The sequence below is a fragment of the Deltaproteobacteria bacterium genome, assembly GCA_016180855.1.
In the GTDB taxonomy this organism is placed as follows: domain Bacteria; phylum UBA10199; class UBA10199; order JACPAL01; family JACPAL01; genus JACPAL01.
This window is the reverse complement of record JACPAL010000002.1, coordinates 158,847-174,931: the sequence shown is the minus strand read 5'-3', so window position 1 is coordinate 174,931 and position 16,085 is coordinate 158,847. Positions and strand designations below refer to the sequence as shown.

Sequence of the window (16,085 nt, the reverse complement as noted above, 5' to 3'; positions counted from 1 at the left end):
CTTAAAACCAGTGCCCCGACAGGACAAAACGCCCCTGATGGCTGTTGCCGGGTAACCCTGTCAGGGTCTCACGCCCAAACGAATAACTCGCTATCAAATCGATCCATGAAAGTATATTCCATTCTATTCCCCCCTGAGCCCCCCAAAGATCACCCTTGAAGAGATGCAATGTACGTTCAAAGTCCTCTCCGGCAAAGAATCCCCCTTCAACAGAGAATTGGGGATGAATACGATGTTCTAAATAACCAGTCAGATAATGGGCCTCTATCCTGGGAATAAGCGGAACCTGGGTATCGAAATCATTGTGCGCTGTCAGATCAAGAAACCGAAAAAGGTACCCGATTGTCAGGTAGGGACGTTGACTGAGGATAAAGGAGACGCCCGGCTCTAGACGCTGTTCCTCAGCACGACTCCCGTCGGATAAGACATTACGTCCAAAGTGATAATCACCTGTCAAGAGGACCCTCTCCCACGGACGGATTTCATACTGAAAACTCCCAACATCCCTGAGGGCCCCAGCAGCGACCGCCTGAGGGACGTCCGTCCTCAGTTGTCTTAACTCATAACCGATTGAGGTCTTGAAACGATGGGATGGATGATAAGTAAGATGGGCGAGGGGCATCACCACGGTCCGGAGGTCGCTTGTTCCAAAGCCAACCCCGCCAGTCAGCTTCCAGTCGGGACGAAAATATTTTGAGAGTGAGAGGCGCCCTTCCTCCACAATGCTGGAAAAGCCGAGTCCAGGAGAGCGATACCGACCGGCGAACCCCTCCCCTTCCAATTGCCAGTCGCGTGACAGAAAAAAACGGGAACTCACTCCCCATTTGAGTGATTCATCCGCTCCGTAGTCGACAAGCTGAAAAGCGGCGCCGGCATGGATGTCATATTCTTTGTGCAGTTCCCTCAACGCATCAACAGCCCCCAAACGATTCCCTGTCTCCTCCCGTACCTGTTCATACTCCCTGATCCCCTTCTCCCAGGAACCGGAACGAACATAGGCCTCAGCAAGATCCCTCCGGTAGAACATCTCACCCGGTTTCTCATAGCGCACCTTTTCCAATAGAGGAATCACCATGCCCCAATCCTCCACCGCATAGGCAAGCTGGATCTCATGTGGCTTGATCCACTCGGGAGGCTTTTTTGAGGCCAATCGAATCTCGGTGATCTCAACGCGAGCCTCCTCGTAACGCCGATCCTCGATCAGCAGACCCAGGTAGTCGGAATGAAGATCCTCATCCCGAGGGTACTTTTTAATAGCCATTTGATAGGCACGTGAAACCTTTTCGTCGAATCCAAGGAACGCCTGCACCTTGAGACCCATTCGAATCAACCGTGAATCGGGGTTGCCAGACGATACCCGTTGTAAAACAAGCCGCGCCCTCTGCCGCGCCTTTCGGTCCTCCCCCTTCACATAAGAGATTTCGAACAACCAGAACCAGGGTTCAGGGCTATTTTCCAAAAGCGTCACCACCTTTTTTAAAAAATCTTCTGCCCGATCATATTCTCCAAAAAAATAGAGTTCTCTACCAGCTTTCAACAACAAACGGGCGTTCCCCTTCCCCAGATTTTCGACACGTGTAAAAAAATGGGAGGCAGAGCGCCCGTCACCCAGGCGGGAGTAAAGGAGCGCCACCTCCAGGTGGGCCTCCGCATCGTCAGGATGATCGTCAACAAAGCTAAGGCCTATCTCTAGCGCCTCCTCGTAATCCTTTTGATCCGAGTAACCATCAAGAAGGAGCCGTACAATTTTAAAATCACCGGAAAAAAGCGGAAGATGCCTCTTTAACCAGACAACGGACTCCCTCTTCTGCCCACTCTGCTCGAGGAGGTTTGCAACATCGACCAGATAAGAGGCCTGCCGATCCATCCTGATAAAGTCACTGTAGAGATCAAGGGCGGTTGTATCCTTCTTATGGTAGAGGAGCAGTTCGACAAGCTGCCTTTGACGTTCGATCACCTCAGGAAACTCTTTCAGGTATTGGCGGAGGAGGAGGATCGTCTCATCATAAATCTTATCGGCAACCCGAAACTCCCCTCTCTTTTCCTGAAGCTCTCCGAGAATGATCCGGTAATCAATCTTCTCCTCCCGAGTCATTTCTTGTGATCCAAGAATCACCTCCAGATTCTCTATCCGTTCCTGGATCTCCCCCCCCCTCCGATACAGTTCTTCGCGAACCTTGAGCAGAGAGAGGTTCTGCGGAAAATGCTGAAGACCTTCTGAAATGAGTTCCGTCGCCTTCTTAGACTCACCCACAACCTGATAGACCGAGATCAGTTCGAGGCGAGAGGGAAGATCACGAGGATTCCGTTTTAATTTGTCCTCCAACGTCTGGACAACCCGGTCCGTCTGATGAAAAGCGCGATCCAAGTCTTGAATGTTCCACAAATAAAATTCCGGCTTTCTGGAGAGACGAACCAATTGTTGAAGTAAGGAGTAGCTCTCGTCATCCCGTTGTTTCCAGGAGGCGTACTGATACGCCCCATAGAGAAGATCCTCCACTTTTCCTGAAGGGAAACCGGGGACCATCTCAAAATCGCGCACCGCCTCCAACCGCGCATGATAGAGCTCTTCCTCCTCATGGCTGTTCTCGAGATGATCCAGATACCGTTCTGTCACCTCCCAGTCTTTTCGCCGATGATCACGCAACCCTTTCAGAAGGAGAGCGGCCTTGTCAGCCTCCCCCATTCTTTCATAGAGTGAGGCAAGCCGGAGCGTCGCAAACTTGTTCTTCGGGTGATCCTGTAAATATTTCTGATAAAACTGCTCCGAACGGTGGAATTCGGTAAACCCTTCGTAGATAAAGCCTAAGAAAAGCTCCCGTGGGTAGAGCAGCCATCCCAGAACAAGAACCGCCAGAAAGAAAACCCCAATTTTTGTCTTAGAGAGATACAAGATCAATCAACACTTTTTTAAAGTCCCCCTCATTCTCTGCCTCCTTGAATAGCACGGAAAGGGAGCCCTGAGAATCGGTTCTTTGTCTTTGTCTTTCCAGACCTGAGGTGATCTGATAGGTACGATGAGGCAATAACCCTCCCACCACCAAAGCACTTCGCCACCATCCCTTCTTTTCAAACTCAATTCTTGCGCCGGTCCCTCTCCAATTTTTAAGATGAAAACTCGCCTCCTGGAGGTAGGGACGTGAAGGAACCTTGTGGGTCAGGTAAATCTCGTGATCGACCGACTCATCAAGAAAGACATACAAACTCCCCTGATAATGTTGAAAACCTAAAACACCGCGGGAGCGTTCGAGATCCAGATTTCGATGTTCCCGGTCGAAGCGGATCGTTCGCAAAGCACCATTCCCTTTGATCCGAAACCGATCAGCCACTCGCTCGATCCTCACCCGGAAAAAGTCTCGGGCGATCCGAACATAGTCGGAGGCAAAGAGAGGAAATATCTTTTGAGCCAAGGCATATTCATAAACCTTTTGAAGTGCGTTGAGTGAGGCGACACGTTCGCCGCTATAAAAGTGATAGTAAACATTGACCGGTTTTATCCGGATCGGCACCTCGGTGTTCTGGTAGGTCCAAATCACATCTTCATAGCCGTAGTAAGGTCCTGACCAAAGATTGGTATAGACATTTTCATTGGGGGCCGCCGTGTAAATCTGGCGGGAGGTACTTTTAAGAATGCCGAGTGGCGAAACAAAAGCATAACTATCAAATTGCTTGTCAAAACGCGGGTCACCACCGTTGAGATGGAGGTAGCCCTGATCCTCGGGAATTTTGAGAACCTCCGATGACGGCTCGCAATCGCCCGTCCACTGAAAAAGATTGACGGTTTTCCTGATCTGGAGATCTCCAAGAAAATCGGTCAACCGCCCTATCGATCCCGTAATCTCCTGATAGGGATCGTAATGATAACCACGTATCTTCAGGGCCAGTTTCCCCGTTTTCCAAACCAGCGGATGGGCATAGGCATGTGAAGAGACCTCCAAATGGGGGAGAGAAAGGATCTTGCGGTAAAGGGCCTTCACCTTTTCTGTCTGATATTCCTTTTGGTCAAAATAGCCGACGATGAAGGAGGCAGTCATTGGAAGATTCTCATAGGGATGCAGAATTTTTTCGTAAATAATCTCCCCCGAATAGGATTTGTTATCCAGGTGAGAGACGTTAAAGAATCCATCCCCATCGATGTGGGTAAAGAAAATCCGCCGGCCATTTAAGGTAGTTGTATCAGGCCTCGGAAGCCCTCTGGTCTGGAAGGCCTCTTCAAAAAAAGAAAGTGGATTGATGCGCCACTGGACCTTCTTCAAATCTTTCACTTCGTAAATGGCATAGGAGGGATGAACAAATCCGCCGCGGGAGGTTGCCAGAACCAGAACCGAATCACTTTCCTCCAGATCCCGTCGACGAGCCTTCAAAAAAACAGGGGCTGATTTTTCAATGGGGCGAAACAGGCTATAAAGAAGCCCTTCCGAAAGTTCGAGCTTTCTTTCAAACTCAACCACCTCGGGAACCTTGTCAAAGAGCTCGAAAAAGAACGGGTTGTCGGAGAACTGTCCTTCATATTCTATTCCAAGCTGACGAAACGCCCGGAGGCAGGACCGCTCCATCACCCTCCTGGCATCACGAAAGACCCCCGGTTCCTCCAAAACAACCACCTTTCTCCCCTCTTCCATCTGCTGTATGAGCCATTGGCAGTAAGAGGAAGGTTCCGGAACAGCATCCCTCCGACGAAACCAGGTCAGAATGCCACGATATTCCGCCAATTCTCCGGAGGGGGGCAGTGGCTTGTCGATAGGACGATAAATAACCTCTAGGCCCAGGTGGTTGAGCCAAACCTCTGCGCGAAGATGAATGATTGTTTTTGCCTCGTCTCCTTCCGAAACAGGATCGTAAAGGGCGAGCACTTTTCGGGGAATCTCTTCAGCCAGGGCCGAAAAGCAAAAGAGAAAGAACAGGAGAACCAGACAACGGGTCAGTTGAGAACACCTATTTTGTTCAGATCGACCGTTGTAAGATACCACAGATACCCTTTCTTCCGAGATCGACGGATCGCCTCTCGAGCCAGAGGGCTATCCCTGGAATCCTCATACAAAATATTGAATATCGCTTTGTGATATCGCCCCCTAAACTGATCAAGCAATCTTTCCTTACCATCCCTTATCTCGGGGGGCGTCGGATAATTCTTGTTTTCGTGAAAATCATGCCGTGTATAAAGATCCTCGACCCCCACACCATAAATAACATCGCCATATTGCTCCAGAAACTCAAGGCCATTGTTAGGAATCAGGAGGAGGTCCGGAAACTGCCGATGAACCGTTCGAATCCATTGGACAAGCGCTTCCCGAGAACCGGAAAATTTTTCTGGATTCAACGATTCCAGATAAGAAGCGGTGTCAACGGTATCCAGAAAAAGCCCATGATACCCCTGTCGAACAAAAGAAGGAATTAACTGGGTCAATAGGAGATTTTGCCAATCAGCTGAACGAATGTCGACTCGGTGGGAACCAGGCCATTCAGGGTTTTTTTCAATTAAAAAAGGTTGGTCACGAACAAGCGGCCAGTAATCCCGATACTCTTCCGCCTCACCAATACTAAGATAGGCAAAAAATTTCGTCCGCGAGGACGAAATTTCACTGGGAGTAAAATGGGATGGGTCAACGATCGCCAGGTCGATTGTCCGCCAGTTGACCCCTGAAAAATCATCACCATAGAATACAATCCAGCGTAAAAGACGGGGAGTGATCTGCCAGTAAACAAGATAAGAAAAACAGAGAAGCAGCCCTAGAAGAAAAATGGAAGTCGGTGAAAAGAAGAGCCCTTTTACTTGACCCACTTCTTCACCAGGCTGATCAGGTCGTCCATGTCAAATGGTTTCGCAAGATAATCATCCGCACCCGCCTTGCGCCCTTCTATTTCGTCTTCTGGCCTCGCGCGAGCCGTGAGGAAGAGAACGGGTATTTTTTTAAGTTTCTCGTGTCCCTTGATGATTCTGGTCGCCTGAATCCCATCCATCACCGGCATCATCACATCCATGATAACAAGATCAAACGGCTTCTCCTGGAGGAGCTTCAGGGCATCCGCTCCATTTTCGGCTGAGTCCACAACATACCCGGTGAACTCAAGCCGATCCTTGAGCATCTCCACCAGAAAAAACTCGTCATCAACTACAAGAATTCTTTTTTGCGACACCATTTTGTCGGGGCGATAGGATTCGAACCTACGACCCCCTGCTCCCAAAGCAGGTGCTCTACCAGGCTGAGCTACGCCCCGTTACTAAAATCCGATTCTAACAGATTCCTGTTTCACTTTCTTGGCTATTTTTTCGTACTCTCTTAGCATCGACTCCGTCACGGAGGGAATCGTGTCTTTTACAGCGCGGTAAAAGTGCTCCATCGCTATCTGTTTTGTCTTCAAGCTTTCCCTCAGGGCATAAAGCCCCGCCTTCATACAGACCGCTGCAATATCGGCCCCCGTATATTTGTCAGTAATCTCCGCCAGTTTTTTTAAGTCAACATCCTTATCCAGTTGCATCTTTTTAGTGTGACTCTGAAAGATCTGTTCTCGAGCCTTTACATCTGGGATCGCCACATAAACAATCTCGTCAAAACGTCCTGGTCGAAGAAGAGCTGGGTCGATCCTATCAGGCCGGTTGGAGGCCCCAATGACCGCAACTCCCCGTAATTCCTCAAGACCGTCCATCTCAGCTAGAATCTGGTTGACTACCCTCTCCGTCACCTGAGGATCACCAAAATTGCCACCGCGAGCTGGTGCCAATGAATCGAGCTCATCAAAGAAAAGGATCGCCGGGGCAACCGTTCTGGCTCTCTGAAAAAATTCACTGATTTTCTTCTCCGATTCCCCATACCACTTCGATAACAGGTCGCTCCCCTTAGCGGTCAAGAAGTTCGCCTTCGACTCGTGGGCAACCGCCTTGGCAATCATCGTCTTTCCGGTTCCAGGAGGTCCGTACAACAAGATCCCCTTGGGAGGACGAATACCCAGGCGGGTAAAAGACTCCTCCTCCTTCAGTGGCAATTCCACCATTTCTGTGAGGGCGCGCTTCACCTCTTCAAGCCCCCCGATGTCTTCCCAGCGAACCTGCGGGATTTCAACCATCACCTCACGAAGAGCTGATGGTTTAACCTCATTAAGGGCCTGAAAAAAGTCGTTGGGTGTTACGGTCAGCTTCTCAAGAATCTCGATCGGGATCGTCTTCTCTTCTAAATTAACAGTCGGCAAAAAACGGCGGAGCGTTGCCAAGGCCGCTTCGCGGCAAAGCGCAGCGATATCGGAACCGGTGAATCCATATGTTTTACTCGCAAGATCTTCGATTGAAATTTTTTTGTCGAGCGGCATTCCACGCGTGTGGATCTGGAGGATTTCAAGACGCCCAGTGCCATCAGGAATTGGAATCATGATTTCACGATCAAATCTCCCGGGTCTGCGAAGCGCCTCATCAATCGCATCCACACGATTGGTCGCTCCAATCACAATGACATTCCGCCGCGCCTTGAGCCCATCCATGAGTGTCAAAAGCTGGGCCACAATCCGTCGCTCCGTTTCTCCTGTCACTTCAGCACGCTTGGGAGCGATGGAATCCAGTTCGTCAATGAAAATAATAGCAGGCGCCTTTGCCTCCGCCTGCTCAAAGACCTGACGGAGCCTCTCCTCGGATTCCCCATAAAACTTCCCCATAATCTCTGGACCATTGATGACGTTGAAATGGGCATCCGACTCATTGGCAACGGCCTTTGCCAAGAGGGTTTTTCCGGTTCCAGGCGGTCCATGAAGAAGGACCCCTTTCGGTGGATCAATTCCAAGCCGATCAAATATCTCAGGATGTTTCAGAGGGAGCTCGATCATCTCACGAACCCTTTGAAGAATCGGCTTCATTCCACCTAAATCTTCATAGGTCACTTCTGAAGCTCTTCCCCCCCTCGACTCAGTGAATTCGGAAACTAATTCAATTTCGGTCGACTCGGTGATCCTGACAATCCCTTTGGGAACTGTTTCAGTAACAATGAGACGGATCTCCATCAATCCAAAGGCCGGTGACTCGAAAAAGCCTCGAAAGAGATCGTCTGAAAAAAGGTCCTGAGGAAAAGATTGTCTCCCCTTTTGAAAGATCGTTGTGGAAATTAAATCCCCTTCGACAACGGGGTGGTACAAAAGATTCGGTTTTAACCCCTCTCCTGAACCAGCCAATCGAAGATCTTTTCTCGCAGGAGCCAGAGTAACCTTCCTTGCCTCTTTCCAGTTTTCCTTGGAAACCTCGACGAATTCGCCAATTCCAACCTTGGCATTGGCCCTTACCAAGCCGTCCATTCGAACAATATCAAGCCCCTCATCTTGGGGATAGGAAGGAACCGGTATTGCTGCTGTAACTCTCTTGCCTTTAACAGAAACAATATCCCCCTTCTGAAGACCGAGCCTCTTCACACTCTCCTCAGAAAGGCGGACTATCCCCTTTCCAACATCTCTCTGAATTGACTCAGCGACCTTGAGTTTTAAACCATTTCCCATACCCCCTCCCAAGATCTGATTTAATAATCATTTCATAAAAATCAAGCCAACAAAAATAACAAATAAAAACAAAGGTATAATTATTACATCTACTGGCATTTTTAAAAATGAATGATGATTCATTTTTTGATTGCGCTATGCGTCAATCTGTTCTACCATATGGTCAATTTTGAAACCTTTACCAAACAAAGGGGGCTTATATGGCCGTCGGTGAAATCACAAAAGAGGAGAAGAAAGGTGCCCAGGAGGCGATGGATGTCGCCGAGGCCGCCCGAGAAGAAAAATGGACCCACCCCAGTTTTGTGGGAGAATTGTTTATGGGACGGTTTCGTCCTGAGTTGATCACACCCTACCCTGAACAATCCCCGGAAGACAAAAAGATCGGGGACGAATTCCTTGCTAAAGTAGAGGCCTTTCTTAGAACAAGTTTGGATGCCGACGAGGTTGATCGGACAGGGGAACTCCCTAAACCGGTTGTCGATGGCCTCATCAAGCTTGGCTGTTTCGGGATGAAGATTCCAAAAGAATATGGTGGACTCGGCCTCTCACAAGTCAACTATGCACGAGTCGTTCACCTCGTTTCAAGCTACTGTGGCTCAACCGCAGTCTGGCTTTCCGCACACCAATCAATCGGCGTCCCACAGCCACTCAAGTTGTGTGGAACACCGGAACAGAAAAAGAAGTTCTTTCCGCGTCTCACAAAGGAGATATCCGCCTTCGCCCTGACAGAACCGGACGTCGGCTCTGACCCCGCAAAAATGAAGACAACTGCAATACCGACAGAAGATGGTAAGTTTTTCATCTTAAACGGTGAAAAACTCTGGTGTACCAACGGCCCTGTGGCAAGTCTCATTGGCGTCATGGCTAAAACCCCCCCCAAGATCATCAAGGGGAAGGAAAAAACCCAGATCACCGCCTTCATTGTCGAGTCAAATATGCCAGGAGTAGAAATGGCACACCGGTGTGACTTTATGGGGCTTCGAGGAATCCAAAACGGTTTGATACGGTTCAAAAATGTAAAGGTCCCGCGTGAAAATATGCTCTGGGGTGAAGGACTCGGGCTCAAGCTGGCCCTCATGACACTCAATGCCGGCCGTCTGACACTCCCAGCCGCCTGCATAGCTGCCTCCAAAAAATGCCTGGAGATCAACAAAAAATGGACCAATGAGCGGGTTCAGTGGGGAGCCCCCATTGGAAAACATGAGGCCGTTGCCTCAAAAATCGGTTTTACGGCAGCGACTACCTTTGCCATGGAGGCAATCACCTGGTTGACGACTCATTTTGTCGACCGAGGGGGACGTGATATTCGATTAGAAGCGGCGATGTGTAAACTTTTCTGCTCCGAGTCCGGCTGGAAGATCGTCGATGAGGCGCTGCAGATCCGTGGGGGGCGTGGATATGAGAGGGCTGATTCGCTCCGCGGACGCGGTGAAGAGGGGATTCCCATGGAAAGAATGATGAGGGATTTCCGCATCAACACCTTGATCGAGGGATCCAGCGAGATCCTGAGGCTTTTCATTGCCCGTGAAGCTCTCGATCCTCATATGCGGGTCGCGGGCGCCTTGCTCAATCCAAAATCTCCGTTCACTGCCAAGTTGGCAGCACTAGGAAAAATGACAGCCTTCTATTCCCACTGGTACCCTCGTCAGTGGCTTCATTATTCGCTCTGGCCAAGGTTCGGCGAATTCGGTCCACTTGCTAAACATCTTCGATTTGTAAGTGGTGGTAGTCATCGCCTAGCTAGGACGATCTTTCACTGCATGTCTCGCTACCAGGCTAGCTTGGAGAGAAGACAACAGATTCTTGGGCGTGTCGTAAATATCGGCACCGATCTTTTTGCCATGGCAGCCAGTTGTGTCAAAGCCCAATTGATGCTCCAGAAGAATCCGGTCGACCGCTCTCCCGAGGAATTAGCCGATCTCTTTTGCCGAATCGCCAGTCGCCGGATCAAGGATGCATTCCGGGATATTGGGAACAATGACGATCAGAAAACCTGGCATGTCGCCCGCGACTATCTGGAAGGCAAGATAAACTGGCTCGAAGAAGATATTCTAAAGGGGTCTGTCTCGCGTTCCTCATCGGCCACACAGCCGAGACTGGTCCAGAACGTCTAGCCGCGCCTATTCAACAAGTTCGAGGAGAAGAACTGTTGCTCGCCTGTTTTGTGCACGCCCTTTTACCGTCTTGTTAGAGGCAACTGGTTGTGAAGAACCCATTCCAACCGCCTTGAGACGGAAGGATTCAACACCACATTTTTCAATAAACCGCTTTACGGCCTGTGCACGACGCTCCGAAACGAGTTTATTCTTGATTTTAGAACCAATACTATCGGCATGCCCCTCAATTCGAACGATCTTGATTTCCGGATAGTTGTGAAGGATCTCCGCCACCTCATTAAGGGACTTTGCCATTTCGGTAGAAAGGGTCCATTGGTTAAAACTAAAGGTGATCGGTGCGGCCGTGCCGAGAATCTGACCCGCCTTCCAGACAACCTTTGCCTCGGGACAACCGAACATGACTGCTGTTCCGTATTCTTTTGGACACTGATCCTGAATATCGAGAATGCCGTCTTTGTCCGCATCTGATTGTGACAGGACGTAAATTGCCTGAACATCCTGCTTCGAATAATCCTTCTTAAGCGTATAAACCTTGGGGCAGGAAGGATCATGAATCTCAGGATTAAAATCACGCGAATTCTGGGGACAGCGAGCCACCAGGGAGGCGGCTTCGCGCAACTCAAAAACTTTTGAACAGGCGGTATCGTGTTTTTCGGGATCAAATTGACTGGGGTCAGCGGGACAATTCTGCTGCAGAGAAGAGGCCGCTAGCACATAGACAGTGGCATATTCCTCATTCGTCAAATTCTTTCTCATCTCGTAAACCTTGGAGCACCCTGCATCATGGATCGTCGGGTCAAAATCCTTAGGTTGACTCGGGCACTTCAAGCTCAACGATGCAATCTGATTTAACTCATAAAGTTTGGGGCAACCGGCATCATGAACCTCAGGATTAAAATCCGATGGGGTTGAAGGGCATTTATCTTTCAACTCAATGATCGCCCACTGAACTTCCGGAGGAGCCTTCAATCCATATTTGGCAATTTCTAACTCCTCAAGTTTTTTACGATGCGCCTCTGTCGTTCGGGTGTAGTCCAACCTTAGGTAGGCCCGTGCACGAGGGGCACCCGCTCCATAAACCAACCCCGTTGCCCCCCCCGCCGCAATACCCAAACCACTATCCCCTCTCCAACGTAGTCCACCTAAAACTTCTGACGGTGATTCAGCCTCCTCCTTCATAAAATTTCCAAATGGAGTTTTTGATTTTATTTCAGCTGTTATATCTAACTGCTTTGTTGCATGAAGCCCTAGCCCACCCTCTAACAAAAAACTCACCGTGCTTAATTGAACATTTTGAAGACTGACATCCTCCTTAAATTCAGCCCCCGTATTCAGGGCAAGAACCAAACGACGCGTAAGCTCAACATCGAAGAGCACAAGCCCACCTCCCAATAACGTATTGTCACCCATAAAATGGGCCTGATTGCCAAGTGGTATATGGATAAAAGGAAGAATCCCTAACCCAACAATATGCTTGTACCTGGAAAGCAGTTGAAATTTGAATTCAACACGAGGATCAGCAAGATCCGTGTCGTTTTCAAATCCAGGCGTTACAACAGGCCCAGGATCTTGAAAGTGGTTCAACAACGCAAGAGGCCAGTCAATACTTGTTGAAAACCAATCGGTAATACCAATGCCCCCAAAAAAATGCTCCGTCCAAAGGTGATCAATGATTCTTCGCGTTGATCCCTCAAAGGGTCGATAAGAATAATCAATCTGTGTCCCCACCTGCCATTGCAACTGGAAGAGGGTTCGAGAACCGTGGATAAACTGAAAATCATGCTCCAAAGGAGATGGGAAGGCGGTAAAAACGCTAAAGCGAGTCGTCGTTGCGTGGACCACTCCCTGACCCAGTACCAAAAAGGTACTGACAAGAACCAACCGCTGTAAGAGTTTCATGATCCCCCGTTTGCTGTTCATGATAAAAATACCAATCTATTCGAGGTGAAGCAACAACTTTTGGACTGAAAGAATGAAAAACGTCCCGAAAAAAACAGATTATCAAAATGATAATGACAAACCCATGTCTGATCAAAATGATAAAAATAGCACCTTCAACAAAAGTGCCATTATTTAATGTAACACTATAATATTATTTTATATTTTATGTTTATTCCAACTTGGCATCAGTATTGCTGTTAAGACAAGCATGAAGTCAAAAAACAAAACTTTCGTTGCTTGTCTGTTCATAGCCCAACTGATGATGATTGGTTGCGCCTCTTCGATCGATATGAGGGTGGAAGAGGCCGAGAACCTGACCGAATTCGAGAAACCAGAATTTAGCGGGGTTGAACCGGTTGTCACAAATGACAAAACGCTCGCCCCTCCCCCTTCTTCCAATGAAACGTATTGTTTTGATCTGGAGGAGCCAATCAAGGAAGAGACGCTCGGTAGCGAGGCATTCGCCTATGAATGTCCCGATTTATCCGCAAGTCCCCTTATCGTGTATTGTGAAAATGGATGCCAGACGGTTTGTGCCTCGTTTACTCATCTTGCCTCCGACAACCGTTGTGAAGTCATACTTTATTCCGAAGGGTTGGAAACGGAGGATGGAGATACCGTCCCGGAGCAGACCATTCCCGCCGATTCCCAACCGGCTGAAGAAACCGTCACAAAGGCCCCAGAGACCCCAACTTCGGATAAAAAGGAATTCGTCGAATCATCAAAAGAGTCTCCAAAAATTCCCGATAAAACCACAGATCAGACGACAACTGAAAAGATAACGGATACAACCGACCAGAAGTCTGACACTAAAGATTCAGGTGAAGAAAAAAGTGTGGAGATTCCTCAAGATACCTCTTGCCCCACCGTTGTCTCCTCTATTCCACCAGATGGGGCAACCGGTGTCGGTGGAGATATTCTGGTCTTCTGCTTCGATGAACCGATGGATCCCGCCTCCTTTGCGATCGATGACCTCCTCATCAATCCAGCAATTTCGGTTGCATCAGCCAGCACCTCCAATAATTGTGTCACTTATAAATTGGAAAAACCGCTCTTCTGCGGACCGATTGAGTATCAGGTCAAACTCGTGGGGGGCGTTGATGGTCCAACCGACTTAGCCAAAAACCCCCTCTGTGCATCTTTCCCCATCCACTTCTTTACCGCAAAATGTGCCCTCGTAACCGATCCTATCTCGGTAAAGACGGCTGATACTGTCACAGCAACCGATACAACCAAGGTATCAACAAATATAACCCCCAAGGATGACACCTTAACGACATCTATCATAACAAATGATAAGGAAACCTCTTTAGATATCTCAAAGGGTACCACGACGACCAACATCCTTGACACCTCAACATCGCTTAACTCCAAAGATAGCCTTTCGAAGACCTCAACCACATCAATCACAACAAACCTGAATGGAACACTGGATGCTTCAAAGGACTTGAGCTCTAGTACCTCAAAAAACATCATCTCGCCGACGAAGGACAACAAGGAGACGACGACAACCAAAGGTTCAACATCAGCTGGAACCGTCGCAAGTCCGACAACGAAGTCTTCAACCAACAGCACCACAACCAAATAGCTCTCTTAATTTTTGAATCGCCTTGCCACGATGGCTGATCGTGTTTTTTTGCTTTATTGAGAGCTCCGCCATTGTTTTCTGAGTTTCGGGAATGAAAAAAATGGGATCATATCCGAAGCCGCCGCTCCCCTTTGGCCGAAACGCAATTTCACCCCAACATTCCTCCCGGATAATCCACTCCTTGCCAGAGGGAAGACCAATCACCAAGACACAGACATAGGCCGCCTCTCGCTGCCCCGCAGGAACCCGCTCCATCGCCTTCAGCAGTTTCTCCAAGTTTTCCTGATCGCTTGCCTTCGGCCCAGCATAACGTGCCGATCGAACACCGGGTTGTCCTCCTAATGCCTTGACAACCAATCCGCTGTCGTCGGCTATCACCGGTAATTTCAGTCTCTCAACAACAGAAGAAGCCTTGATTCTGGCATTCCCTTCAAAGCTCTCCTGATTTTCATCAACGTCAAGTATGTCTGGGAATTCAGACAGGGCCCTAAGCCGAAGCCCCAAACCCTGCAACCCGGACGAAATCTCACGAAATTTTCCGAAGTTTCTGGTCGCAATAATCCAATCTAATGGAAGAGAGCCAAACTCCAGCTTCATTTAAGAATGGTCCCGCGAAAGATTTTCAAAGCGGGTAAAGCCAGATAGAAACGTCAACTCGGTTCTGCCGATCGGACCATTTCTTTGTTTTCCGATAATCACCTCAGCAACCCCCTTGTTGATCGTCTCCCGATCGTAAACCTCTTCACGATAAAGAAACATAATCACATCGGCATCCTGTTCAATCGCTCCCGATTCGCGCAGATCCGCCAGAATCGGAATGGGCGGCTTCCGACTCTCCACCATCCGGTTCAACTGGGAAAGAGCCATCACAGGAATATGGAGTTCCTTGGCAAGGGCCTTAAGAGAACGTGAGATTTCAGATATCTCCCGTTCACGGTTGTCCAGTCGACCTATCCCGCGAATCAGCTGAAGATAGTCAACAACCACGAGTCCCAAACCATGCTCCTTCTGAAGACGCCTCGCCTTTGCCCTTATCTCCAAGACCGTAATGGCCGGCGTATCATCAATAAACAAAGGGGCCTCCGACAAAACCCCGGCCGCGCGGGTAAGCCTGGGCCAATCAGATTCAGTCAGAAAACCACCCCTCAGCTTTGTTGCATCAATACGTCCCTCCATACAAAGCAACCGTTGCACCAATTGTTCCTTAGACATTTCCAGCGAGAAGATGGCACAAGGAATTTTCTTCTGAAGGGCCGCATTGGCGGCAACGCAGAGGGCAAAGGCGGTTTTTCCCATACTGGGACGTCCCGCAACCACAATCAGATCGGAAGGTTGTAGCCCGGCTGTTAAACGATCAAGTTCGTGATACCCTGTGGGCACACCAGTGATGAGCTCACGCCTTTCATAGAGCTGTTCGATCAACTTGAAATTATCCTTGATCAGCTCCTTCAATGGAAAGAATGACTGCCGGATTCGACGTTGGGCGATCTCAAAAATCTCTTTTTCAGCCTGGTCCAGATATTCGTCGATATTTTCGGTAATCCCATACCCCCGTGTGATGATCTCTGTCGCCCTCTGCATGAGGTTTCGTAGGACCGACTTCTCGCGAACAATGCGGGCGTAAGAGACAAGATTGGCAGCGGTGGGAAGAGTGTCAACCAGGGACGATAAATAGGCGGCACCCCCCGCTTCATCAAGCACCCCATCCCCCTTAAGGCGATTCGCAACCGTTACCAGGTCAATTGGTTCTCCCTCTTCGGACAACTTGATCATCGCCTTGAAGATTTTTCGGTGCGCCTCCCGATAGAAATCATCAGGGGAAAGAACCTCCGCCACATTGTAGAGGGATTCATTATCAAGCATGATCCCTCCCAAAACGGATTTCTCCGCCTCTAAATTTTGCGGCGGTAATTTAGAAACCAGCGAGTCAACCCGTACCGCTTCCTGGGCCCCCATAAAAGTTTTCC

Annotated in this window: 10 protein-coding genes and 1 tRNA gene; 2 read left to right on the top strand and 9 right to left on the bottom strand. The window is 49.1% G+C overall.

What is annotated here, in order from left to right; all coding sequences use genetic code 11:
- Nucleotide 1: 1 nt before the first annotated feature.
- The 6 genes from HYT77_00905 to HYT77_00880 all read right to left on the bottom strand — a co-directional run bounded on the left by HYT77_00905 (nt 2) and on the right by HYT77_00880 (nt 8,472).
- The gene (locus tag HYT77_00905; protein ID MBI2066557.1) at nt 2-2,893 is read right to left on the bottom strand and encodes a tetratricopeptide repeat protein; all 2,892 of its coding nucleotides are present in this window, start codon (nt 2,891-2,893) and stop codon (nt 2-4) included.
- Entirely contained in the window at nt 2,880-4,970 is a 2,091-nt protein-coding gene (locus tag HYT77_00900; protein ID MBI2066556.1) for a hypothetical protein, read from the bottom strand. Before HYT77_00900 ends, HYT77_00905 begins: the two co-directional genes overlap by 14 nt.
- Complete coding sequence (locus HYT77_00895; protein ID MBI2066555.1) at nt 4,922-5,782, bottom strand: endo alpha-1,4 polygalactosaminidase; 861 nt, start codon at nt 5,780-5,782, stop codon at nt 4,922-4,924. The genes HYT77_00900 and HYT77_00895 overlap by 49 nt, the downstream gene beginning before the upstream one ends.
- Nucleotides 5,770-6,141 (bottom strand): response regulator, encoded by a 372-nt coding sequence (locus tag HYT77_00890; protein MBI2066554.1) that lies wholly within the window; start codon nt 6,139-6,141, stop codon nt 5,770-5,772. The genes HYT77_00895 and HYT77_00890 overlap by 13 nt, the downstream gene beginning before the upstream one ends.
- Before the next feature lie 4 nt (nt 6,142-6,145).
- A tRNA-Pro gene (locus HYT77_00885) sits at nt 6,146-6,219 on the bottom strand.
- Nucleotides 6,220-6,222: 3 nt separating this feature from the next.
- The gene (locus tag HYT77_00880) at nt 6,223-8,472 is read right to left on the bottom strand and encodes a CDC48 family AAA ATPase (GenBank protein MBI2066553.1); all 2,250 of its coding nucleotides are present in this window, start codon (nt 8,470-8,472) and stop codon (nt 6,223-6,225) included.
- A 200-nt stretch (nt 8,473-8,672) separates the two neighbouring features.
- On the opposite strand from HYT77_00880, the gene HYT77_00875 reads away from it, so the two are divergent.
- Complete coding sequence (locus tag HYT77_00875) at nt 8,673-10,586, top strand: acyl-CoA dehydrogenase family protein (protein ID MBI2066552.1); 1,914 nt, start codon at nt 8,673-8,675, stop codon at nt 10,584-10,586.
- A 6-nt stretch (nt 10,587-10,592) separates the two neighbouring features.
- Here the strand turns inward: HYT77_00875 and HYT77_00870 are convergent, their stop codons facing one another.
- Nucleotides 10,593-12,488, bottom strand: a complete 1,896-nt coding sequence (locus HYT77_00870; protein ID MBI2066551.1) for an OmpA family protein — start codon at nt 12,486-12,488, stop codon at nt 10,593-10,595.
- A gap of 250 nt (nt 12,489-12,738) precedes the next feature.
- Here HYT77_00870 and HYT77_00865 point away from each other — a divergent pair, with 250 nt between their 5' ends.
- Entirely contained in the window at nt 12,739-14,118 is a 1,380-nt protein-coding gene (locus HYT77_00865) for a hypothetical protein (GenBank protein MBI2066550.1), read from the top strand.
- Here the strand turns inward: HYT77_00865 and HYT77_00860 are convergent.
- Nucleotides 14,092-14,715 (bottom strand): XTP/dITP diphosphatase, encoded by a 624-nt coding sequence (locus HYT77_00860; GenBank protein MBI2066549.1) that lies wholly within the window; start codon nt 14,713-14,715, stop codon nt 14,092-14,094. The two genes, HYT77_00865 and HYT77_00860, sit on opposite strands and share 27 nt — an antisense overlap.
- Nucleotides 14,716-16,074 carry a replicative DNA helicase gene (gene dnaB, locus HYT77_00855; protein MBI2066548.1) on the bottom strand — a complete coding sequence of 453 codons (1,359 nt, stop codon included), beginning with the start codon at nt 16,072-16,074 and terminating at the stop codon, nt 14,716-14,718.
- Between the last annotated feature and the right edge of the window lie 11 nt (nt 16,075-16,085).

Coding starts and splice junctions, on each gene's coding strand:
- HYT77_00880 (MBI2066553.1), bottom strand. CDS start 8,472: ATGGGAAATGGTTTAAAACTCAAGGTCGCTGAGTCAATTCAGAGAGAT.
- HYT77_00890 (MBI2066554.1), bottom strand. CDS start 6,141: ATGGTGTCGCAAAAAAGAATTCTTGTAGTTGATGACGAGTTTTTTCTG.
- HYT77_00860 (MBI2066549.1), bottom strand. CDS start 14,715: ATGAAGCTGGAGTTTGGCTCTCTTCCATTAGATTGGATTATTGCGACC.
- HYT77_00870 (MBI2066551.1), bottom strand. CDS start 12,488: ATGAAACTCTTACAGCGGTTGGTTCTTGTCAGTACCTTTTTGGTACTG.
- HYT77_00865 (MBI2066550.1), top strand. CDS start 12,739: ATGAAGTCAAAAAACAAAACTTTCGTTGCTTGTCTGTTCATAGCCCAA.
- HYT77_00875 (MBI2066552.1), top strand. CDS start 8,673: ATGGCCGTCGGTGAAATCACAAAAGAGGAGAAGAAAGGTGCCCAGGAG.
- dnaB (MBI2066548.1), bottom strand. CDS start 16,074: ATGGGGGCCCAGGAAGCGGTACGGGTTGACTCGCTGGTTTCTAAATTA.